This is a genomic window from Nonomuraea sp. NPDC054003 (assembly GCF_055585125.1).
The window spans coordinates 435,980-455,227 of the sequence record NZ_JBVJKR010000005.1 but is presented as its reverse complement, the minus strand read 5'-3'; the positions used below and the strand labels follow the sequence as shown (position 1 = coordinate 455,227).

The 19,248-nt window shown below is 71.1% G+C and carries 19 protein-coding genes; 9 read left to right on the top strand and 10 right to left on the bottom strand.

The genetic code is table 11. The annotated features are described in order from the left end of the window. Window positions 1-10: 10 nt before the first annotated feature. The 4 genes from ACZ6YG_RS15835 to ACZ6YG_RS15820 form a co-directional block, all read right to left on the bottom strand. Complete coding sequence (locus tag ACZ6YG_RS15835; protein ID WP_148031654.1) at window positions 11-355, bottom strand: ArsR/SmtB family transcription factor; 345 nt, start codon at window positions 353-355, stop codon at window positions 11-13. Next, window positions 352-537, bottom strand: coding sequence for a hypothetical protein (locus ACZ6YG_RS15830; RefSeq protein ID WP_148031653.1), 186 nt, complete (start codon window positions 535-537; stop codon window positions 352-354). Before ACZ6YG_RS15830 ends, ACZ6YG_RS15835 begins: the two co-directional genes overlap by 4 nt. Before the next feature lie 73 nt (window positions 538-610). Then, window positions 611-1,846, bottom strand: coding sequence for an RNA polymerase sigma factor (locus tag ACZ6YG_RS15825; protein ID WP_271276528.1), 1,236 nt, complete (start codon window positions 1,844-1,846; stop codon window positions 611-613). Then, entirely contained in the window at window positions 1,843-2,253 is a 411-nt protein-coding gene (locus tag ACZ6YG_RS15820; RefSeq protein WP_246640304.1) for a YciI family protein, read from the bottom strand. Before ACZ6YG_RS15820 ends, ACZ6YG_RS15825 begins: the two co-directional genes overlap by 4 nt. A 121-nt stretch (window positions 2,254-2,374) precedes the next feature. On the opposite strand from ACZ6YG_RS15820, the gene ACZ6YG_RS15815 reads away from it, so the two are divergent. Next, window positions 2,375-5,866 carry a BTAD domain-containing putative transcriptional regulator gene (locus ACZ6YG_RS15815; protein WP_466018385.1) on the top strand — a complete coding sequence of 1,164 codons (3,492 nt, stop codon included), beginning with the start codon at window positions 2,375-2,377 and terminating at the stop codon, window positions 5,864-5,866. 446 nt (window positions 5,867-6,312) lie between these two features. Here the strand turns inward: ACZ6YG_RS15815 and ACZ6YG_RS15810 are convergent, their stop codons facing one another. Next, window positions 6,313-6,900, bottom strand: a complete 588-nt coding sequence (locus tag ACZ6YG_RS15810; protein WP_246640290.1) for a TetR/AcrR family transcriptional regulator — start codon at window positions 6,898-6,900, stop codon at window positions 6,313-6,315. Window positions 6,901-6,972: 72 nt separating this feature from the next. Here ACZ6YG_RS15810 and ACZ6YG_RS15805 point away from each other — a divergent pair, with 72 nt between their 5' ends. Next, a complete protein-coding gene (locus ACZ6YG_RS15805; protein WP_246640305.1) occupies window positions 6,973-8,448 on the top strand; it encodes an ABC-F family ATP-binding cassette domain-containing protein in 1,476 nt (491 codons plus the stop codon). Next, entirely contained in the window at window positions 8,442-9,332 is an 891-nt protein-coding gene (locus tag ACZ6YG_RS15800) for a Vgb family protein (protein WP_466018384.1), read from the top strand. Before ACZ6YG_RS15805 ends, ACZ6YG_RS15800 begins: the two co-directional genes overlap by 7 nt. A gap of 309 nt (window positions 9,333-9,641) precedes the next feature. On the opposite strand, the gene ACZ6YG_RS15795 is transcribed toward ACZ6YG_RS15800, so the two are convergent. Both ACZ6YG_RS15795 and ACZ6YG_RS15790 read right to left on the bottom strand, forming a co-directional pair. Beyond that, window positions 9,642-9,920: a hypothetical protein gene (locus ACZ6YG_RS15795; RefSeq protein WP_466018383.1), complete on the bottom strand. Its 279-nt coding sequence runs from the start codon at window positions 9,918-9,920 to the stop codon at window positions 9,642-9,644. Window positions 9,921-9,950: 30 nt separating this feature from the next. Continuing rightward, window positions 9,951-10,316, bottom strand: a complete 366-nt coding sequence (locus tag ACZ6YG_RS15790; protein WP_466018382.1) for a VOC family protein — start codon at window positions 10,314-10,316, stop codon at window positions 9,951-9,953. 44 nt (window positions 10,317-10,360) lie between these two features. On the opposite strand from ACZ6YG_RS15790, the gene ACZ6YG_RS15785 reads away from it, so the two are divergent. Together ACZ6YG_RS15785 and ACZ6YG_RS15780 are read left to right on the top strand one after the other, a co-directional pair. Continuing rightward, window positions 10,361-10,636, top strand: a complete 276-nt coding sequence (locus ACZ6YG_RS15785) for an ArsR/SmtB family transcription factor (RefSeq protein ID WP_148031648.1) — start codon at window positions 10,361-10,363, stop codon at window positions 10,634-10,636. A 154-nt stretch (window positions 10,637-10,790) separates the two neighbouring features. Continuing rightward, a complete protein-coding gene (locus ACZ6YG_RS15780) occupies window positions 10,791-11,150 on the top strand; it encodes a nuclear transport factor 2 family protein (protein ID WP_466018483.1) in 360 nt (119 codons plus the stop codon). Window positions 11,151-11,198: 48 nt separating this feature from the next. Here ACZ6YG_RS15780 and ACZ6YG_RS15775 read toward each other — a convergent pair whose 3' ends face one another. After that, the gene (locus ACZ6YG_RS15775; protein WP_466018381.1) at window positions 11,199-12,404 is read right to left on the bottom strand and encodes an alpha/beta fold hydrolase; all 1,206 of its coding nucleotides are present in this window, start codon (window positions 12,402-12,404) and stop codon (window positions 11,199-11,201) included. Between ACZ6YG_RS15775 and ACZ6YG_RS15770 the strand changes: the two genes are divergently transcribed. Then, window positions 12,379-13,326, top strand: a complete 948-nt coding sequence (locus ACZ6YG_RS15770; protein WP_466018380.1) for a helix-turn-helix transcriptional regulator — start codon at window positions 12,379-12,381, stop codon at window positions 13,324-13,326. The two genes, ACZ6YG_RS15775 and ACZ6YG_RS15770, sit on opposite strands and share 26 nt — an antisense overlap. A 75-nt stretch (window positions 13,327-13,401) precedes the next feature. Here ACZ6YG_RS15770 and ACZ6YG_RS15765 read toward each other — a convergent pair whose 3' ends face one another. Further along, window positions 13,402-14,556: a tetratricopeptide repeat protein gene (locus ACZ6YG_RS15765; RefSeq protein ID WP_466018379.1), complete on the bottom strand. Its 1,155-nt coding sequence runs from the start codon at window positions 14,554-14,556 to the stop codon at window positions 13,402-13,404. Window positions 14,557-15,167: 611 nt separating this feature from the next. Beyond that, the gene (locus ACZ6YG_RS15760; protein ID WP_466018378.1) at window positions 15,168-15,740 is read right to left on the bottom strand and encodes a YHS domain-containing protein; all 573 of its coding nucleotides are present in this window, start codon (window positions 15,738-15,740) and stop codon (window positions 15,168-15,170) included. Between the two features lie 318 nt (window positions 15,741-16,058). Here ACZ6YG_RS15760 and ACZ6YG_RS15755 point away from each other — a divergent pair, with 318 nt between their 5' ends. From ACZ6YG_RS15755 to ACZ6YG_RS15745, 3 genes are read left to right on the top strand one after another with little or no spacing between them, the layout of a single operon-like run. Beyond that, on the top strand, window positions 16,059-17,192 hold the full coding sequence (locus ACZ6YG_RS15755; protein WP_261808556.1) for a PP2C family protein-serine/threonine phosphatase: 1,134 nt from the start codon (window positions 16,059-16,061) through the stop codon (window positions 17,190-17,192). Further along, window positions 17,189-18,799, top strand: a complete 1,611-nt coding sequence (locus ACZ6YG_RS15750) for a sensor histidine kinase (RefSeq protein WP_466018377.1) — start codon at window positions 17,189-17,191, stop codon at window positions 18,797-18,799. Before ACZ6YG_RS15755 ends, ACZ6YG_RS15750 begins: the two co-directional genes overlap by 4 nt. Then, entirely contained in the window at window positions 18,796-19,242 is a 447-nt protein-coding gene (locus tag ACZ6YG_RS15745; protein ID WP_397198886.1) for a response regulator, read from the top strand. Before ACZ6YG_RS15750 ends, ACZ6YG_RS15745 begins: the two co-directional genes overlap by 4 nt. Window positions 19,243-19,248: the final 6 nt, after the last annotated feature.

Here is a 19,248-nt window from a genome sequence, read left to right as displayed (position 1 = left end):
AAGAACTGGTTCACCGGGTCTTGGTCTCCGCCTGCAACAGCTCGCTCAGCAGCTCGTGCTGCCCGGTGAGCAGCTGGGTCAGCAGCTGGCGGGCGGCCCGCAGCAGCTCCGCCACGTCACCGCCGGCCAGGGAGTAGACGACAGTAGAGCCGTCGCGCTGGGCGGTCACCATGCCGGAGCGGCGCAGCACGGCCAGGTGCTGCGAGAGCCCGGTCGGCTCGACCTCGATGGCGGCCAGCAGGTCGCGCACCGGCATGGGGCGCTCCTGCAGCAGCTCCAGGACGCGGATTCGCACGGGATGACCGAGGAGGCGGAACAGCTCCGCCTTGGCCTCGTAGAGCGGCACCGACCTCACTCGGCCACCGTGCCTTCCGGGCCGAGCTCGATGTCGTGCTCGCGGGCCATCCGCCTCACGTCGTCCCACTCGCCCTCGGCGACGATCAGCGCCTCCGGGTCGTCTTCGGCGCGCGCCGTCTCCAGCGCCGCGTGCGCCTGGCGTGCCCGTTCCCTGATGGCGGCGGCGAAAGGCCCGCTCACATCTCACCCCATATCTACGTCCGACATGAGGAAGGGTACCTCAGCAATTGCGAACATTCGCAATTGAAGTCATTCACTCAAGCCGGGCAGCGCGCCCGTTCAGGTACCGCTGCTGGGGCAGACTGCCGGCGCGGCGCGCCGCCTCCTCGTACGCCTCGCGCGCCGCCTTCCGGTCACCCGCCATTTCCAGCAGGTGGGCGCGGACGGCGTGCGTCCGGTGGTCGCCGGCGATGCGCTCGTCGGCGGCCAGCTCGCCGAGCAGTTCCAGCCCCTCGTGCGGGCCGCGGGCCATGGCGACGGCGACCGCGTGGTTGAGCCTGACGACCGGGGTGTCGGAGATCCGCAGCAGCACCTCGTACAGGGCCACGATCTGCGGCCAGTCGGTCTCCGCGGCGCTGGGCGCCTCGTCGTGCACGGCGGCGATCGCCGCCTGGAGCTGGTACGGGCCGGTCGGGCCGCGCGGCAGCGCCTCGGAGACCAGCGCCACGCCCTCGGCGACCAGCCCGGCGTCCCACCGGCCGCGGTCCTGCTCGGCCATCGGGACCAGCGCCCCGTCGGGAGAGGTACGGGCCGGGCGGCGGGCGTCGGTGAGCAGCATGAGCGCCAGCAGCCCGGTCACCTCCGGATCGTCCGGCACCAGCCGGCGCACGACGCGGGTCAGCCGGATGGCCTCCGCCGACAGCTCGTCCCGCCGCAGCCGGGGGCCCGACGTGCTCGCGTACCCCTCGTTGAAGATCAGGTAGAGCACGTGCAGCACCGCCCGCAGCCGCTCGGCCCGTTCGGCGGCGGGCGGCAGGCCGAACGGGATGCCGCTCTCCCTGATCTGCCGCTTGGCCCGGGTGATGCGCCTGGTCATGGTCGGCTCCGGCACCAGGAACGCCCGGGCGATCTCCGCCGTGGTCAGGCCGCCCACCGCGCGCAGGGTCAGCGCGATCTGCGAGGCCGGCGACAGCGACGGGTGGCAGCACATGAACAGCAGCACCAGCGTGTCGTCGGCACTCTGCGGCGGCCGGTCGGCCGGCGGGGCCAGCCACTCCTCGGGCAGCCGCCACGCGGCCACGACGTCCTCGCGGCGCCGCCGCGCCTGCTCGGCCCGGAGCAGGTCGGTGAGCCTGCGCGCGGCCACGGTGATCAGCCAGCCGCGCGGACTGTCCGGCACGCCCTCCGCCGGCCACTGCCGGGACGCCGCGAGCAGCGCCTCCTGGACGGCGTCCTCGGCCGTGTCGAAGTGGCCGTAGCGGCGCACGAGCGCGCCGAGGACCTGCGGCGCCAGCTCGCGCAGCAGGTCCTCGACCCCGCCTGGAGTCACTCGATCTCGTCCACCCCGCCGTGGATGGGCCGCACGTCCACATGCCACTCGGAGTCGAGCGCGGCGTAGGGGTACGGCGCGCCGGCCAGCCTCGCGGCGACCTCCGTCGCCCGGTCGAAGCTGTCGCACTCCACGATCGTGTAACCGGCCAGGACCTCCTGCGTCTCGGCGTACGGGCCGTCGGTGACGACCGGGACCCCGTCCTTCAGCCGCACCCGCCGGGTGAGCATCGGGGAGTTCAGCCCCTGGGCGTCGACGAACTCGCCGGACTCGACCAGGTCTCCGTTCCACTTGCCCATGAACGCGTGCAGGGCGCCGATCTCCTCCTGCGTCCAGGCGGGCCTGCCGTCGACGGCCTTGCCGGTGAGCATGTCGTAGTCCCGCTGCGAGCCGTACAGCATGATCATGTACTTCACGGGTTTCTCCTTCTCTCGATGCCTTTCACCGGAGACGTCGGAGCCGCCCGCCCCGTCCGGACACATCCTTCTCGGAAGTTTTACCGGGCGCCAGGGCACTACGTTGGAGGGCATGCGGGTGCACATTCTCGGGCCGGTCGAGGTCGTGGCCGGCGGGGAGCGGGTGCCCGTCGGCGGTGGACGGCTGCGTACGCTGCTGGCCCGGCTCGCGCTCGACGCCGGGCGCACCGTGACGGCGGGGGCGCTCGCCGAGGCGCTGTGGCCCGAAGGGGCGCCGGGCGATCCGGTCAACTCGCTGCACTCGCTGGTGTCCCGGCTGCGGCGGGCGCTGCCCGCCGGGCTGCTGGTGTCGGCGGACGGCGGGTACCGGCTCGACGTCGAGGCGGACGCGGTGGACGCGCGCCGGTTCGAGCGGCTCGCGGGAGAGGGGCGGCGGGCCCTGACCGGCGGCCGGCCGGAGGCGGCGCTGCGGCTGCTGGGGGAGGGGCTCGGGCTGTGGCGGGGCGACCTGCCCGGCGAGGTGCCCGAGCCGGTGCGGCGGCGGCTGGAGGAGCTGCGGCTGGCGGCCCGCGAGGATCACGCGCAGGCGTCGCTCGCCGTCGGACGGGCCGAAGGGCTGGTGGCGGAGCTGGAAGCGCTCGCGGCGGCGCACCCGCTGCGGGAGAGGCTGCGCGGTCTGCTCATCAGGGCTCTGCACGCGGAGGGCAGGCGGGCCGAGGCCCTGTCCGCGTACGAGGACGTCCGCCGGCTCCTGGCCGACGAGCTGGGCACCGACCCCGGGCCCGAGCTGCGCGAGATCCATCTGGAGCTGCTGCGCGACGAGCCGCGTCCGCGCTCCGGCAACCTGCCCTCCCCGCTCACGTCCCTGGTGGGGCGGGAGGACGACGCGGCGGCGACGGCCGAGGCGCTGCGTGCCGGGCGGCTGGTGACGCTCACGGGGCCGGGCGGCGTCGGCAAGACCCGCCTGGCCATCGAGGTCGCCGGCCACACGCCCACGGCCTGGCTGGTCGAGCTGTCCCCACTGGGCGAGCCGACGAGCGACCCCACCGCCCCGGAACGCGGACCCGCGGCTGCTTCCGAGCCCGGCACAGCGGGCTCCCCTGACCTCGCCCGGCCCGCAGCGGGCGGCTCTCCGCCCCACGACGGCTTCCGCGGCACCCCCGAGCCCGGCGCGGCCGGCGGCTTCCCGTCCCATGACACCCCTCAGCCCAGAGAGAGCAGCGCGGCCGGGGGCGCCCCTCGATCCGTGGGGGACCTCGCGGCCGAGAGCTCTCCGTCTCAGGCCCGCGAGGCTCTTCGGTCCCACGGGAGCAGCGCTGCCGGATCCGCTGGTGCTTCGCCTCCACCCGAGCGGGGGCGTGCGGGGCCCTTCCCGGATGCTGGGGAGGGCGGGGTCGTGGTCGCTCTCGCGCGGGTGGCCGGGGTGCGTGAGGGGGCGTTCGGCGGGGGGCGGTTGCTCGATCGGGTGGCCGAGGCGTTGTCGGGGTCGCTGCTGGTGCTCGACGGTTGTGAGCGGGTGGCCGGCGAGGTGGCCCGGGCGGTCACGTACCTGCTGGGCCGCGCGCCGGGGCTGCGCGTGCTCGCCACCAGCCGGGAGCCGCTGGGCGTGCCGGGGGAGACCGTGCTGCAGGTGCCGCCGCTGGAGCCGGAGGCGGCGGCGCGGCTGTTCGCCGAGCGGGCGGCGGCCGCGCGGCCGGGGTTCACGGTGCGGGACCCGGGACTGGTGGACGAGGTGTGCCGGCGGCTGGACGGCCTCCCGCTGGCGATCGAGCTGGCCGCGGCCCGGCTCCGCTCGTTCCCGCTGGACGAGCTGGCGGCCCGGCTGGACGACCGGTTCGCCCTGCTCTCGGGGGTCAGCAGGGCCGCCGAGCCGAGGCACCGTACGCTGCGCGCGGTGGTCGCCTGGACGTGGGACCTGCTGGACGAGGACGAGCGGCGGCTGGCCCGCAGGCTGGCGGCCTTCCCCGGCGGCATCACCGTGGAGAGCGCGGAGGCGGTCGCCGCCGCCCGCCCTGACCTGCTGGCGGCCCTCGCCGACCGGTCGCTGCTGCGGTTCGACGGCGAGCGCTACCGGATGCTGGAGACGATCAGGGAGTACGGGCTGCGCGAACTGGTCGAGTCCGGGGAGCTCGCCCGGGTGCGCGCCGCGCACGCCGCCTACTTCTCCGGCCTGGCCGCCCGCGCCGAACCGGAGCTGCGCGAGGCCGGGCAGCTCCGGTGGATCACCCGGCTCGCCGCCGAACGCGGCAACCTGCTCGCCGCGCTCCGCTTCGCGCATGAGACCGGCGACGCCGCGGGAGCGCTGCGGCTCTGCGCGGCGCTGGGGGTGTTCTGGCTGGTACGAGGCGACCGGGCGGCCATGGAATCCTGGACGCGCCTGGCCCTGGACACCCCCGGCCGCGCCCCCGCCGAGTCCAGGGCCGTGACGGCCGCTCTCCACCTGCTGGCGGCCACCACCTGGGCGGGCCTGGAGCTGGACGCGCGGGACGCCGCCCACGTCCGCCACCTGCTGCCGGAGGAAGCACCCGGCCACCCGGAACCCGGCCTGATTCCGGAGCAGGGGGAGCGGGGTTCTGGAGCCGAGTCCGGGTCGTTTTCGGGGCATCCGCTCGTCGTCCTGGTCGAGCCGGTGCTGGCTGCCGCGTGCGGGGACGAGGCGGCGGCGCTGGACGCGATCGAGCGGCGGCTGTCGCATCCCGACGCCTGGACGAGGGCGATGCTGCGGCTCGTCAGAGCCGTTCTGCGGGGAAATGCGGGCGACGCCGGGGGCATGGGCCACGATTTGGAGGTGGCGGTCGCCGGGTTCCGCGCCGGTGGGGAGCGGGCCGGGCTGGCGTGGGCGCTGACGTCGCTGGCCGACGTGCGGACGAACGGGGGCGCGTACGGGGAGGCGGTGGCCGCGCTGGAGGAGGCGGTGCGGCTGCTGCGGGAGCTGGACCCGTCCGACGAGGCCGCGTCCCAGCGGGTGTGGCTGGCCGAGGCCCGGGCCCGTGCGGGCGACACGGCGACCGCCCGCGCCGAGCTCGAAACGCTGGCCGCGCTGCCGGGCGTTCCCGACGGCCTGCCGGTCTACATCCGGGTCACGCTCGGCGACCTGGCCCGCCGCGACGGCGACCTGGCGGGCGCGGAGGCCCATTACGAGCAGGCCGAAGCGCGTCTCCAGCCCTCCGAGGACCCCGTCTTCGCCGTCACGCTCGCGTGCGCGCGGGCCAGACTGGCCATGGAGCGGGACGACCCGGTGCGGGCCGGGGAGCGCTTCGCCCGGGCCTTCGACGCCTGCGCGGGAGAGCCGTCACTGGCCGCCATCACCGCCGCCCACCTGGCACACCTCCTGGCGTTCCAGGGCCGCCGGATCGAGGCGGCTGAGCTGCTCGGCGCCGCCCACGTCCTGATCGGCGCCCTCGAAGCGCTCGACCACGACCTCGTACGCCTCGCCCCCGAACTCCGCGCCGCCCTCGGCGCGCGGCGGTACGAGACCGCCTACGCCCGCGGCCGCACCCCGGACGAGGCGCTCGCGCTGATCAGCGCCAGGGTGGAGGAGCTGATCCGTGTCCCGCGCACGACGGAAGCCTCCGACGACCCGGGCGGGCGCCCGGCCCCCTAGGGAGTGCCTGACAATTCGGTGTGGCGGACGCGGGCTTCGACGAGCAGATGCAGCTTGGTGGTCAGTCGCGACCACGCCTTGTCGGTCAGCTCACCACGTCGCACCACGATCAGCGAGGCTTTTCCGTGCGCCCAGCAGAGCAGGAGGTGAAACCGTGACGTAGTGGTGGATCCGGTTGTTCGTGAGCTCGTCGTCGCTCGCCGGTGGAAGTCCGGCCAGGGTAGCTGCCAGGAGGCCCGGCCGTAGTACCGCTATCAGTCGGCCGGACAACACGACCGGCGGTGAGGGAAGGGCCGCTGCTTCGTCGATGCGCAGCGACTGACCAGGGAGGGGCCCGGTGAGTGCCGCGTGTTCGCCACGCATGCGAGCCTGTCCGGACGCGCAACGGCCGCCGTTGCGGCTTCCTTTCCACCCCTGAAGCTTCTCCACCCCCTGCGTATCGGGCGTCAGGAGTGCAGAATGCCGGCGCGGGCGGCGGCGAGGGCAGCATCCGCCGCACGTTCAGCGTCGCGTTCGGTGACCGGTTCGTGGGTGATGAACAGCCGGTAGTAGATGGGCGCGACGGCCGTTCTGATCACGTCTGCCACGTCAGTGTCCGCAGGGAGCTCGCCCCGCGCGACCGCCCGCCGCACCACTTCGGCTGCCTGTTCGTGGCGGGCGGCGAAGAAGTCGTGCAGCGCCTGCGCGGGCCCGGTGCTCTGTACGGCGGCCGACACGAATGCGGCGGAGATCGGCCCGGCGACCGGATCGGCGAACCCGCTTCGCACCAGCCCGGCGATCTCCCGCAGGTCCTCGCGGAGTGAGCCGGTGTCGGGCAGCGGCCACGGCTCCTCCCTGGCCAGTTCGAGCGCGTCGGCGATCAGGCCCTCCGCGCTGCCCCATCGCCGGTACACGGTGGTCTTGTGCACGCCCGAGCGGATCGCCACGTTCTCCACCGTCAACCCGCTGTAGCCGTGCTCGGCCAGCTCGGTGAGGGTCGCCTGTCGTACGGCGTCGCGCACGCGGGCGCTGCGACCGCCGGGACGTTTGTCCAAAGTCTACTCCAGTTGCGTTAGGAGGGATCTCTATGCTAGCTTAAAGCAACAGTAGTTGCGATTGGAGTACCTCTGCCTACACAGCTTTCCCTCCGGGGAGTCTCGAAGTCCTACGGCGAGCACCGCGTCCTTGACCAGCTCACCTTCAGCATCCGGCCCGGCGAGCGCGCCGGAGTCGTCGGCGAGAACGGCTCCGGCAAGTCCACGCTGCTCAAGATCATCGCCGGGGTGGACCAGCCAGACGACGGTGAGGTGACGGTAGCGGCCGCCGGCGGCGTCGGCTACCTGGGCCAGACCCTCAACCTGCCCGACGACCACACCGTCCAGCAGGCCGTCGACGCCGCGCTGGCCGAGCTGCGCGCACTCGAGCGCGACATGCAGCGCGCCGCCGAGGAGCAGGACCTGACCCTGTACGGCGAGCTGCTCACCGCCTTCGAGGCCCGTGACGGATACGAGGCCGACGCCCGTGTCGACAAGGCCATGCACGGGCTCGGCCTGGCCCAGATCGAGCGCTCACGCGAGCTGTCGACCCTGTCAGGCGGCGAGCAGGCCCGGCTCGGCCTGGCGTGCGTGCTGGCCGCCTCACCAGAGATCCTGCTGCTCGACGAGCCCACCAACCACCTGGATGAGGCGGCGCTCACCTGGCTGGAGGACCGGCTGCGCGCCCACAAGGGCACGGTGGTGGCAATCTCACACGACCGGACCTTCCTGGACCGGGTGGCCACGACGATACTCGAGGTCGAGGGCGGCACGATCACCAGGTTCGGCGGCGGCTACACCGGATTCCTGACCGACAAGGCGGCCGCCCGGCAGCGCTGGGAGCAGGCCTACGCCGCCTGGCGGGAGGAGGTTGAGCAGGTCAAGGAGTTCGCCGCGACCACGGCGCGCCGCGTCGCGCGGGGCCGCGAGATGAAGGACAACAACAAGATGGCCTACGACCGCAACGCCGGCCGCGTGCAAAGCTCGGTCGCCTCGCGGGTACGGCAAGCCACAGAACGCCTGCGCCGCCTAGAAGCCGACCCGGTACCGCGACCGCCCAAGCCTTTGTGTTTCCGCGGCAGGTTCGCGGGCGCCGGCACGCACGTCGACCACGGCAGGTTGCGGATCGAACCGGGCGACCGGTTGCTGATCACCGGGCCGAACGGCGCGGGCAAGTCGACGCTGCTGGCGGCTATCGCGGCCCAGGCCGGTCGGCGGGCAGGTTACCTCGCGCAGGAAGTCACCTTCGACCCCGAAAAGACGGTCATGGAGACCTACGGCGGCGACCCAGAAGCCCTGCTCGCGACGGGCCTGTTCCACCGCGAGGCGCTGCACCTCAAAGTCGGCGCACTGTCCGAGGGCCAGCGGCGGCGACTGGCGCTGGCCGAAGTGCTGGCGGGCGAACACGACCTGCTGCTGCTGGACGAACCCACCAACCACCTCTCGCTCACCCTGGTCGAGGAGCTCGAGCAGGCGCTCGGCGACTACCAGGGCACGCTCGTGGTGGTCACGCACGACCGGGCGCTACGGCGTCGCTTCACCGGTAAGGAGATCGCTCTTTCATGTTGATCGACGGTTCACCGTACGGCATCACCTGCGGCCCCGACGGCGCGCTCTGGTTCACCCTCGTCCATCAGGGCCGCATCGGCCGGGTCGTGCCGGGTGCGGAACCCACGCTGTTCCCTCTCGATCCGGCCGACGGTCAGCCCACGGTCATCACCCCGGGACCGGACGGCGCGCTGTGGTTCACCGAGTTCGCCGGCGGCCGGATCAGGCGGATCACCGTGGACGGCGTTGTCACCACGTTCGATGTGGCCTCGCCGTACGGCATCGCCGCCGGCCCCGACGGGGCCATGTGGTTCACCCAACTGCAGGACGACCGGATCGGACGCATCACCCCAGACGGGCAGGTGTCGTCGTACCCACTGCCCGGCACCGGCGCGATGCCCTCCGCGATCACCGCAGGGCCGGACGGCGCGCTGTGGTTCACGCTCAACCAGGGCAACGCGATCGGCCGCATCACGACCGGCGGAGAGGCGTCGACGTACCCACTGCCCACACCGGGCGCGGCACCGGTCGGCATCTCCGCGGGACCGGATGACGCGCTGTGGTTCGTGGAGATCGGCGCCGGCCAGGTCGGCCGGATCGACACCTCGGGCGCGATCATCGAGTTCCCGCTGCCCGACCGCGCCGCCCGGCCGCACGCCATCGTGGCCGGGCCGGACGGCGCGCTCTGGCTTACCGAGTGGGGTGCCAGCAGGCTGGCCCGTGTCACGACCGGCGGGAAGATCGAGGAGTTCCCGCTGGAGGGCGCGGAACCTCACGGCCTCGCCGTCGGTCCGGACGGGGCGATCTGGGTCGCGATGGAGTCCGGTGCCCTGACGCGTCACAGCGTGTGCCCTCGATCCTTTCGGAGGCCACGTGGCCCCCGCCCGCCGTTCCCTGCGTGGTGAGCACCTCAGCGACGCCTGGCGGTAGAGCGTGGCGCGGCTGACGCCGAGCCGTTCGGCGATCTGAGCGACGGTGTAGCGGCGCTTGCCGTCGGCGCCCGTGATGTCATACAGGGTTCGGGCCATCTCGACGCGCGACCTACACCCGCACCGAGGGGGTACGGCACCTGTTCGCCGCCCTGAACCTGGGCCGCCACAAGATGTACGGACACATCAAGAGGCGCAAGCGGCGCGGTGAGTTCCTGGAGTTCTGCCGCTACCTGCGCAGCCTCTACCCGACCGACGTCCGGATGGCGATCATCTGTGACAACTTCAGCCCGCACAAGCACCAAGAAGGACGAGCGGCTCGGCGGGTGAGCGCAGGCGAACAACGTCGAGATCGCCTGCACGCCGATCAATTCCTCGGGGATGAACCGGATCGAGGCCCAGTTCACCGCGCTGCGGGCGTTCACTCTCAACGGCACCGGCCACGCCGGCCACCGCGAGCAGGGCAGCATGATCCGCCGTTGCATCGCCTGGCGCAACCGCAACACCGACAATCCCCGCCTGTGCCGGATCGTCAGGAGGGCGAACGATGCGGTAGCAGACCACTCTCTCGATCGCCGCTGGGCGTCAGGGGCCTTAGCTGCCGGCCTGCCGGAGGCTGATGAGATTGCCATCGGGGTCGCTGAGGATGGCGAAGACACCGCCGGGCTGCTGACTCGGGGGGCCGATGAACGCAACGCCGCGCTCGGTGAGAGCGCGGTACTCTTTGTCAAGATCTTCGCAATCGATGACCAGGCCGCGCAGCGACCCGGGCGGCATCTCATCGAACCAGGTCACGAGGGTCAGGCTGGTCTGAGCGCCGGGGATGCCGACCTGAATCCAGCGCACCTCATCGCCGAAAGTGGACTCGGCGATGAGGTCGAAGCCTAGCTTGTCGAGGTAGAAGCTCTTGGCTCGGTCCTGGTCGCTGACCGGCACCGACACGACGGAGATGAACTGCACGGCGCTCCTTCTATCGGGTTTCGCCGATACCCTATCATTGAGGGATGGGGCGACCACAGGCTGATGGAGATCCGTTTCGAGCGATCGCCGATCCGACCCGACGGAAGATCATCGAACTGCTCTTCGAACGGCCGCGCACGGCCGGGGAGCTCGCGAACAGCTTCACCACCTGCCAGTCGACCGTCTCAGAACACCTGGGCATCCTGCGTCGGGCCGCTCTGGTGAGCTACACCGAGCACGCCGGTCGCCGCATCTACACCCTCGCGCCTTCTCCGCTTGCCGAGATCGCCACGTGGTCCGCGCAATACGCCCGGCACTAGGCCGCCCCAGGCGGGCGCCGGGGTCAGTGCGGGTGCCTTCTGAACCCGGCACCCGCTCACCGACGATCGGAGTCCCTGGATCGGACTGCGAAGATCAGCCGAGCGTGAACGTCCTGGCGCGGGTACGGCGCCGGCTGGGAGGGTGGACCTCATGATGGAGGACTTGCGGGACGCCGAGCGCCGACTCCAGGCCGCGCAGCTCGCTGGAGATGTCGAGGCGCTGGATCGGCTTCTGGATGATCGGCTGATCTTCACCTTCGGTGCGAACGTCGCGACCAAGGCGGACGACCTGGAGCTGCACCGCACTCGGACGCAGGTGATGAGGAAGGTGGCCGAGGAGGAGTTGACCGTGCTCGCCGATGGGCACACCGGGGTGACGTGGTTTCTCGGCACCGTCGAAGGGACCGTCTCCGGTACGCCGTTCGCGGCCAGGATGCGCTACACCCGTACGTGGCTGTACGGCGAGGAGCACGGCTGGCGCATCATCGCCGTGCACGCTGGCACGACCGATTGACCTAGCCGACCACCTTCAGTTCGCGTGAAATCTGGGCCTTGTCAAGATTCACTCATGGTGGGTCCGAGGCTCATGCGTGCTGGAGGGCGACGAGCTTCCGGTGACCCGAACCGGGTCGCGAGACACTACATCCTGCTGTTCCAGCCATTTGAGGATCGCTTGGTTCGTGTCTTCGGGCTTTTCCTGCTGGATCCAGTGACCGCAGTCCAGGCCGACCACTTCCACGTTGGGCACGAACTCTGTCAGGTTCTCGGACCTCGGGATCGCCAGGTCCCGGTCGCCGTAGATCATGAGGGCGGGCTGTTGGATGATCGGGTTCACGTCCGCCAGCAGACGCCAGTTGCGGTCGAGGTTCCTGTACCAGTTGATGCCGCCCGTGAATCCCGATGATTCGAATGCCGAGACGAAGACGGCCAGTTCGCTGTCGCTCATGACGGGCTCGCCGAGGGGTGTGTCCGCCCTGGCGAGATTCATCAGCGCCATGCCCGGCTCAGGGGCCGCGAAGGGCACGTTCTTGCGGTACAAGTTGCGGAGGAATCGGAAGGTGTTGTCGTCGAATACGGCGTCCGCGACGCCCGGCCGCCGATTGAAGTGGACGAAGTAGAAGTCGCCGCCGAGCATGTCTTCCATGAACTCGATCCACGGCCTTTCTCCGCGCTCCTGGTAAGGCAGGCTCAGGTTGATCACCTTGTTCACACGGCCGGGGTGCAACAGGGTCAGTCCCCAGACGACGAACGCACCCCAGTCATGGCCGACGAAGGTGGCGTCTTGGTATCCGTAGTGGTCGAGAAGCGCGACAAGGTCACCCGACAGGTGTTCGATGTCGTAATCCGTCACCTCCGTCGGGCGGGACGAGTTGCCGTAACCCCGCTGGTTCGGTGCGATGACGTGGTAACCGGCCGCGGCGAGGGCGGGCATCTGGTGACGCCAGGAGAAGGCGTGCTCCGGCCAGCCGTGGCAAAGCACGACAGGCTTTCCCTCGTTTTCTCGGCCTGCTTCGAAGACTTCGAGTTCCACACCGTTGACCGGAATAAGGGTGGGCTCGGGAAAATCGGTTGGTTCGAGCATCGCGTGTTCCTCATTGTCTTTGCGGATGATCGGGCGCCGGCGCACCCCTGACAGGCCCGGGTGTTCGCTTGCGGTCGACCTCGCCGGTGAGGTCGTATCGCCATCCTGCCGACCGAAACCGGTCACCCTACGACCGGTTTCGTGTGAGAGTTTTGTCGGCGTGCGAACCGACCGGCTGGTGGCCATCCTTCTGATGCTGCAGCGGCGCGAGCAGGTGACAGCAGCAGAGGTCTCCCGAGAGCTGGAGGTCTCTGAGCGCACCGCCCGCCGCGACCTCGACGCCCTGGCCATGGCCGGGGTGCCCGTCTACTCGGTGCAGGGCCGAGGTGGCGGCTGGCGCCTGGTGGGCGGCGCCCGTACCGACCTGTCCGGATTGACCGCGAGCGAGGCCCGCGCCCTGTTCCTGGTCGCCGGCCCGGCCTCGGCTGCGACGCCGGCCGTGAAAGCGGCTCTGCGCAAGCTCGTCCATGCCCTGCCGGAGTCCTTCCGGACGCAGGCCGAGGCGGCAGCGTCGTCATTGGTCATGGACCCGCAGCGATGGGGGTCGAGCCCGGTCGAGCGCCGACCGCCTCGCTTCCTCGACGAACTCCAGGACGCGGTGATCCGCGGCGTCCAGGTGCGGCTCGGCTACGTCGACCGCGACGGCGCCGAAACCGAGAGAACCGTCCACCCGCTGGGCATCGTCGCCAAAGGCCCGTCGTGGTACCTCGTCTCCACCACCGAGACCGGCCGGCGGACCTTCCGGATCGACCGCGTGTCATCCGCCGACCCGACCGGCGATCCCGTGCGCCGGCCCGAGGACTTCGACCTCGCCGAGAGCTGGCGCGAGATCGCCGACGAGGTCGACCGCAAACGAACACCGGTGGAGGTCCAGGCGGTCTGCGCTCCCCACGGGATCGGCATACTCCGGATGGGGCTCGGTGCTCGGCTCGAGGTGGGAGGTTCCACGACCGACGGCCGCATCGAGGTCGTGATCCGCGGCTACGACGAGTACACGCTCGCCGGCGAGCTCGCCGGGCTGGTCGAATGGCTCGAGGTGACCGGCCCTCCGGGTGTCCGAGACCACCTGGCCTCGATCGGCAACACGCTCGCCGAACGCTACCGCTGAGACCGTCACCTGACCAGACCGAGTACGTCAGAACCGTAGGGTGGTTTGCTCCAATGATCACATCAGGCGGCGGTCTCAGGGTGGTCGGTCGGCGTCGGGTCCTGCGATGTCGGCCGCCTCAGGCGCGCCCACCGAGGTGAACAGGGTGAGGGCGCGCTTCCTGGCGGCGTCGGCGGCGGTCCGGTCGCCGTGGGCCTCGCGCGCGTCGGCGAGCGCCCGGTACGCCCGCCCGCTCCACAGCGGGATGCCGATCGCGTCGAAGATCCCGGCGGCCTCCGTGAGATGGCCGATCGCCTGACGCGGCTGGCCGTTCCGGCAGTGCAGGATGCCGAGAGCGGTCCGGATCCGGCCCTCGGTCAGCGGTTCGCCGAGAGGCCGGTTCAGCGCCAGGGCCTGCCTGAAGAGGCCGGCCGCGGCGCCGAGCGCCCCGGTGTTCAGACGGACCAGGCCGAGACCGTAGCGGGCCTCGGCCTCCTCGCGCGGGTCGGCGAGGTCCTCCGCGATCGCGAGCATGTCCTTGAACGCCGACTCGGCCGGTCCCACCTCCGCGGCGGCGAGGTGGAGCTGCCCCAGCCAGTACAGGACCTCGGCGTGCACCCGCCGGTCACCGTCGCGTCCGGCCAGGAGCGCCCGCTCCAGATGCGGCCTGGCGTGCTCCAGGCGGCCTATCTCCACCAGGAGCTGCCCGAGCGAGCGCAGCAGCAGGACCTCGGCGCCGAGGTCGCCGGAGGCGCGGTGGACCTCCAGCGCCTCCTCGTGCAGCGCGACCGCGTGGTCGTAGCGGCCGAGCATCCCGTCCATGTGCGCCGCCACGCCCAGCGCGTACACGAGGCCCTGCCGCTCGCCGATCTCGCGGAAGAGGCGCATCGACTCCTCCAGCGCCTCGGCCGCGCCGGCGTAGTCGTGCCGGTAGGTGCCCAGCAGCCCGAGCCCCATGAGCATGGTCGCCGTGCCGCGCGCGTTGCCCGCCAGACGGGTGCACGCCAGCGCCGCCCTGAGCGTCTCCTCCCAGTCGTCGTTGTGCCCGCGGGTGAGGAAGAGCGTGTAACCGCTGGCGACCAGGTCCCAGCACAGCTCGTCGAGGCCCGCGGCGGCGGCCTGGTGCACCGCCGTCATCAGGTTGAGCCGCTCCAGGTCGTACCAGGCCAGCGGATCCGCGGGCAGGTCCGGCAGGCCCGCGGTCCAGCGGGGCGCGTCGCTGTGCAAGGTGGCGAAGTCGCCGCCGGACACCGCGATGTGCGCGCGTTCCGTGAGCGCCAGCCAGCCGCCGAGGGCCCTGGCGATCGCCGGCCGCTCAGCCGGGCCTGCAGTGCCGATCCGTACGGGGACGCCAGGTCCAGTTCGGTGTCGTCCTGCCGCGGATGGAAATGGTGAGGCACCCGCCCCTGTTGTGGTCGATGTCCACGAGCGCCCCACGGAAGTCCGACCACCGGCCGCCGCCGGTCGCCTCGTTGCAACTTGGCCCTGATGGCCTGGTTGCGGATGTCGCGGCACGCGGGCCGCAGGATGTCGCTCAAGGTCTTCCTGGCGGCGGATTCGACGGAGCGCCCCCGGGCCCGCAGGTTCTTGTTGTGCCCGAGAATGATCGAGGAGACTCCTAGATAACGGCCGCTGCCGTTCCTGTAGAGCGTGATGTCGTATGACTGCGGGTCGCCGTACCGCAGGGTCCACTCCCCGACGCGTTTGCCGCCGACGAGGACGTACGACTCGTCCCACTTACACGCCGACACGACCAGCACCGCGACCATGAGCAGGGGAATGAGTAATCGCTTCATGGCGCCTCCTCAGGGGGTTTCCCTCAGTGTCCTCAGCGGCGTCATAAGCGAGTCATACGACGGCGGTCAGGTGGCGGCCTCCTCGCGGCGGCGATTGGCGAAGTGGCCGCGGCAGTGGGGGCAGCAGAACCCGTACGTCTGCCCGTCCAGCTCCAGCGTGACCGCCTTCTCCTTCGCCACCGTGGCCCCGCACACGGGGTCGACGTAGGTCCCCGGTGGCGCTTCCGCGGGCGCTTCCCGCTTGGCGTCCTCGATCATGGTGAGCATGTCGGACGACCGGCGCACCCGCCCTCCGATGCCGTACCCGCCCTGAGGGACGCCGAAGACGTGCACGATCGCGTCGCCGCCCGGCACGGCGGCGGTGACCTCGGAGACGAGGTGCTCGCTCATCTCCTTGGCCCAGGCCGGCGCGTACACGTTCACCACGCACCGCGCCGAACCTTCGGTCACCCAGATCGCGGGCTCGTGCACCACCACGTGGCCGAGCGAGTCGAACAGGGCCAGCACGCCGGGGTCGGCGGCCTCCTCGTCGCCCTCGGTCGCGGCGAAGATCCGGCTGGGCGCCAGCCTGGCGGCGATCTGTCGCAGCTCCTCCTGACCGAACGCGCCCCGGCGGGCGTAGACCTCGATGAAAAGCATGATTGTCCTTCCCGGTGTGGTGTCGTCTCCGAGGCTGCGTGGACGCGCTGTCAGATCACGCACAAGCTCCTGTCAGCCGGCTCCAGAGCGTCCTCCAAGGGACCGTCAGCAGCTCAGAGGAGGATGAACAGGTACGAACAGCCCTTATGCTGAGTCCAGATCGTTACCGGATGGGCCCGCGGTTCACGTGTGATGACCCCTGCTGCGGGCACTGTCCATCGACCGGAAGAGGACGACAGCCACACGGCGCTGTCTGGAGAGGGTGGCGGTGCCGGAATGATCGCTGGGGATCCCCCCGCTCTTCCGCTGGTGCTTTTGGTGGAGGACGACCCCCAAGACGCGTTCATCGTGCGGGAGCTGCTGGAAGACGGCGACCTGTCGGTGCGGCTGGAATGGGCGCGATCGCTGGACGAGGCGCGGCACCTGCTCGCGCGGCAGCGGGTCCAGTGTGTGCTGCTCGACCTGGGCCTGCCCGACGCGCGCGGTCTGTCGGCGCTGGCCGCGATGCGGGAGGCGAGCGGCGACGCCGCGGTGGTCGTGCTGACCGGGCTGGCCGAGGAGCAGGCGGGCCTCGCCGCGGTCACCGCGGGCGCCCAGGACTACCTGGTCAAAGGGCGCGTCGAAGGCGAGTGGCTGGGCCGCACCCTCCGTTACGCGATGCAGCGCAAGCAGGCCGAGCAGGCGGCGGTGGCGCTGCACGCCGAGCGGCTGCGCGCCGAGGAGAACGCCCGCCTGGAGCGCGGCCTGCTGCCGACGCCGCTGCTGCAGCAGATGCCGATCCAGGTGGCCACCCGCTACCGCGCCAGCCGCGTGTCGGGCACGCTCGGCGGCGACTTCTTCGACGTGGTGGAGGACGACGACAAAGTCGTGCACGCGATGATCGGAGACGTGTGCGGCCACGGCCCCGACGAGGCCGCGCTCGGCGTGTGCCTGCGCATCGCCTGGCGCACGCTCGTGCTCAGCGGCGTGACGGGCACCGCCCTGCTGCGCCAGCTGGAGCGCGTCCTGCGGGCCGAGCGCGGCGGCGACGAGATCTTCGTGACCATGTCGACGCTCGCGCTGGAGTCCGACCAGCGCACGGTCCGTGTGTGGCGGGCGGGCCATCCGGGGCTGCTGGTCCACTCCGGCAGCTCGGTCACCTGGGCCGAGCCCGGCATCGGCCCGGCGCTGGGGCTGCCGCTGGAGTCGGAGTGGGAGCCGACCGAGCTGGAGCTGCCCGCGGGCGGCGGGCTGACGTTGTTCACCGACGGGCTGTTCGAGCGCCGGCTGCCCGGCGACGGCATGCGACTGCTGGGCGAGGAGGGCCTGCTCGCGGTGGCGCGCAGGCACGCCCACCTGAACGGAGAGGAGTTCGTGGACGCGTTGATCTCCGGCACTGAGCAGGCCACCGCGCCCGACGCGTCCGCCGACGACGTCGCCGTCGTCCATCTGCGCTGGAAGGAGGAGCAGTGAACGCCAGCACCGCGTGGCGGCGACTCACCGTCCATCAGTGGTTCCTGCTCGTGCTCGCCGCGATCATGATCGTGGTCATGATCTTCGGCGTGATCGCCGCGGTGATGCTCCAACGCACCACCGACCTGGCGGACGACCTGGTCGACCGCATCTCGCCGGCGCGGATCGAGGCCGCCGAGCTCCAGGGCACCCTGCTCGACCAGGAGACCGGCGTCCGCGGGTTCCTCCTGACGGGGAACCGGCAACTGCTCGAACCGTACGAGCGCGGCATGGCCGACGAGCAGCGCCAGTACGAGCGCGTCGAGGAGCTCGTCCGCGACGAGCCGGACATCCTCTCCCACCTGCGGCAGATCAGTGAGGCGTCCGCCGCCTGGCGGCGCGACTACGCCGAGCCGCTCGTCGCGGAGCGGCAGGCCGCCAGCCCGATCAGCAACGCGCAGATGGAGAGCGGCAAGCCCGCGTTCGACCGCATCCGGGCGCTGACCGAGACCTTGAACGACAGCCTGGCGCAGAGCCGTCAGCAGGCGCGCGACGAGCTGATCCAGGCGCAGACCCTGCGCAACTGGATGTTCGTCGCCATGATCACGACGTTCCTGGTGGCCGGGCTGGCGATGGCCGTGCTGCTGCGCCGGGCCGTGGTCCGGCCGCTGGACGAGCTGCGCATGGCCTCGCGCGAGGTGGCCGAGGGCAACTTCGACCACCCGATCCCGGCCCACGGACCGGCCGACATCCGCGAGGTCGCGCTGGACGTGGACGCGATGCGTACCAAGCTCGTGGCGGCGCTGGAGACCTCCCGCGAGCACGAGGCGACGCTGAGCACGCAGGCCGCCGACCTCGACGCGCAGGCGGTCGAGCTGCGCCGCTCCAACGCCGAGCTGGAGCAGTTCGCCTACGTGGCCTCGCACGACCTGCAGGAGCCGCTGCGCAAGATCGCCACCTTCTGCCAGCTGCTGGAGAAGCGCTACACCGACGCGCTCGACGACCGCGGCCGGCAGTACATCCGCTTCGCCGTCGACGGCGCCACCCGCATGCAGGGCCTGATCAACGACCTGCTGAGCTACTCGCGGGTGGGCCGGCTGTACGACGCGCGCCGGGCGGTGAACCTCAACCTGAAGCTGGACAAGGCGCTGGACAACCTGGCCACCGGCATCGAGGAGTCGGGCGCGACGATCGAGCGGCCGGACGACCTGCCGGAGATCACCGGCGACCCGATGCTGCTGACCATGCTCTGGCAGAACCTCATCGGCAACTCCATCAAGTTCCGCCACCCGGACCGCCCGCTGGTCATCCGGATCGACCATGAGCAGGTGGAGGAGAGTGAGTGGCGCTTCTCACTCACCGACAACGGCATCGGCGTCGACCCGGAGTTCGCCGACAAGATCTTCGTCATCTTCCAGCGTCTCCACAGCCGCGAGGCCTACAGCGGCACCGGGATCGGCCTGGCGATGTGCAAGAAGATCGTGGAGAATCACGGCGGACGAATCTGGCTGGACACCGCATATCAGGACGGCGGAATCCGGATCTGCTTTACGCTTCGTTCTGACACGCTCTCCTCGGAGGCCCGCTTCGCGGCCGCCACAGCCAGCTCAGAAGGATCCCGTACATGAGCTCCATCGGACAACCCATCGAAGTGCTCCTCGTCGAGGACGACCCCGGCGACGAGCTCATCACCCGGGAGGCCTTCGAGGACAACAAGATCGGCAACAACCTCCACGTGGTCCGTGACGGCCTGGAGGCGCTCGACTTCCTCTACCGGCGGGGCGGCTACGAGGGCAAGCCGCGCCCCGACCTGATCCTGCTCGACCTCAACCTGCCCAAGTACGACGGCCGTCAGGTGCTGGAGAAGATCAAGAGCGACCCTGAGCTGCGGGCCATCCCTGTGGTGGTGCTCACCACGTCCTCCGCCGAGGAGGACATCCTGCGCAGCTACAAGCTGTTCGCGAACGCCTACGTGACCAAACCCGTCGACCTGAGCCAGTTCATGGCCGTGATCCGGCAGATCGACGAGTTCTTCGTCACCGTGGTGCGGCTGCCGGGCCGCAGCCACTAGCCCGGA

Bases quoted from the DNA above. Each gene is read 5' to 3' on its own strand.
- ACZ6YG_RS15775 (WP_466018381.1), bottom strand. From the start codon at position 12,404: ATGGCCACCAGCCGGTCGGTTCGCACGCCGACAAAACTCTCACACGAA.
- ACZ6YG_RS15820 (WP_246640304.1), bottom strand. From the start codon at position 2,253: ATGATCATGCTGTACGGCTCGCAGCGGGACTACGACATGCTCACCGGC.
- ACZ6YG_RS15785 (WP_148031648.1), top strand. From the start codon at position 10,361: ATGGGGCGACCACAGGCTGATGGAGATCCGTTTCGAGCGATCGCCGAT.
- ACZ6YG_RS15760 (WP_466018378.1), bottom strand. From the start codon at position 15,740: ATGCTTTTCATCGAGGTCTACGCCCGCCGGGGCGCGTTCGGTCAGGAG.
- ACZ6YG_RS15745 (WP_397198886.1), top strand. From the start codon at position 18,796: ATGAGCTCCATCGGACAACCCATCGAAGTGCTCCTCGTCGAGGACGAC.
- ACZ6YG_RS15800 (WP_466018384.1), top strand. From the start codon at position 8,442: ATGTTGATCGACGGTTCACCGTACGGCATCACCTGCGGCCCCGACGGC.
- ACZ6YG_RS15780 (WP_466018483.1), top strand. From the start codon at position 10,791: ATGGAGGACTTGCGGGACGCCGAGCGCCGACTCCAGGCCGCGCAGCTC.
- ACZ6YG_RS15815 (WP_466018385.1), top strand. From the start codon at position 2,375: ATGCGGGTGCACATTCTCGGGCCGGTCGAGGTCGTGGCCGGCGGGGAG.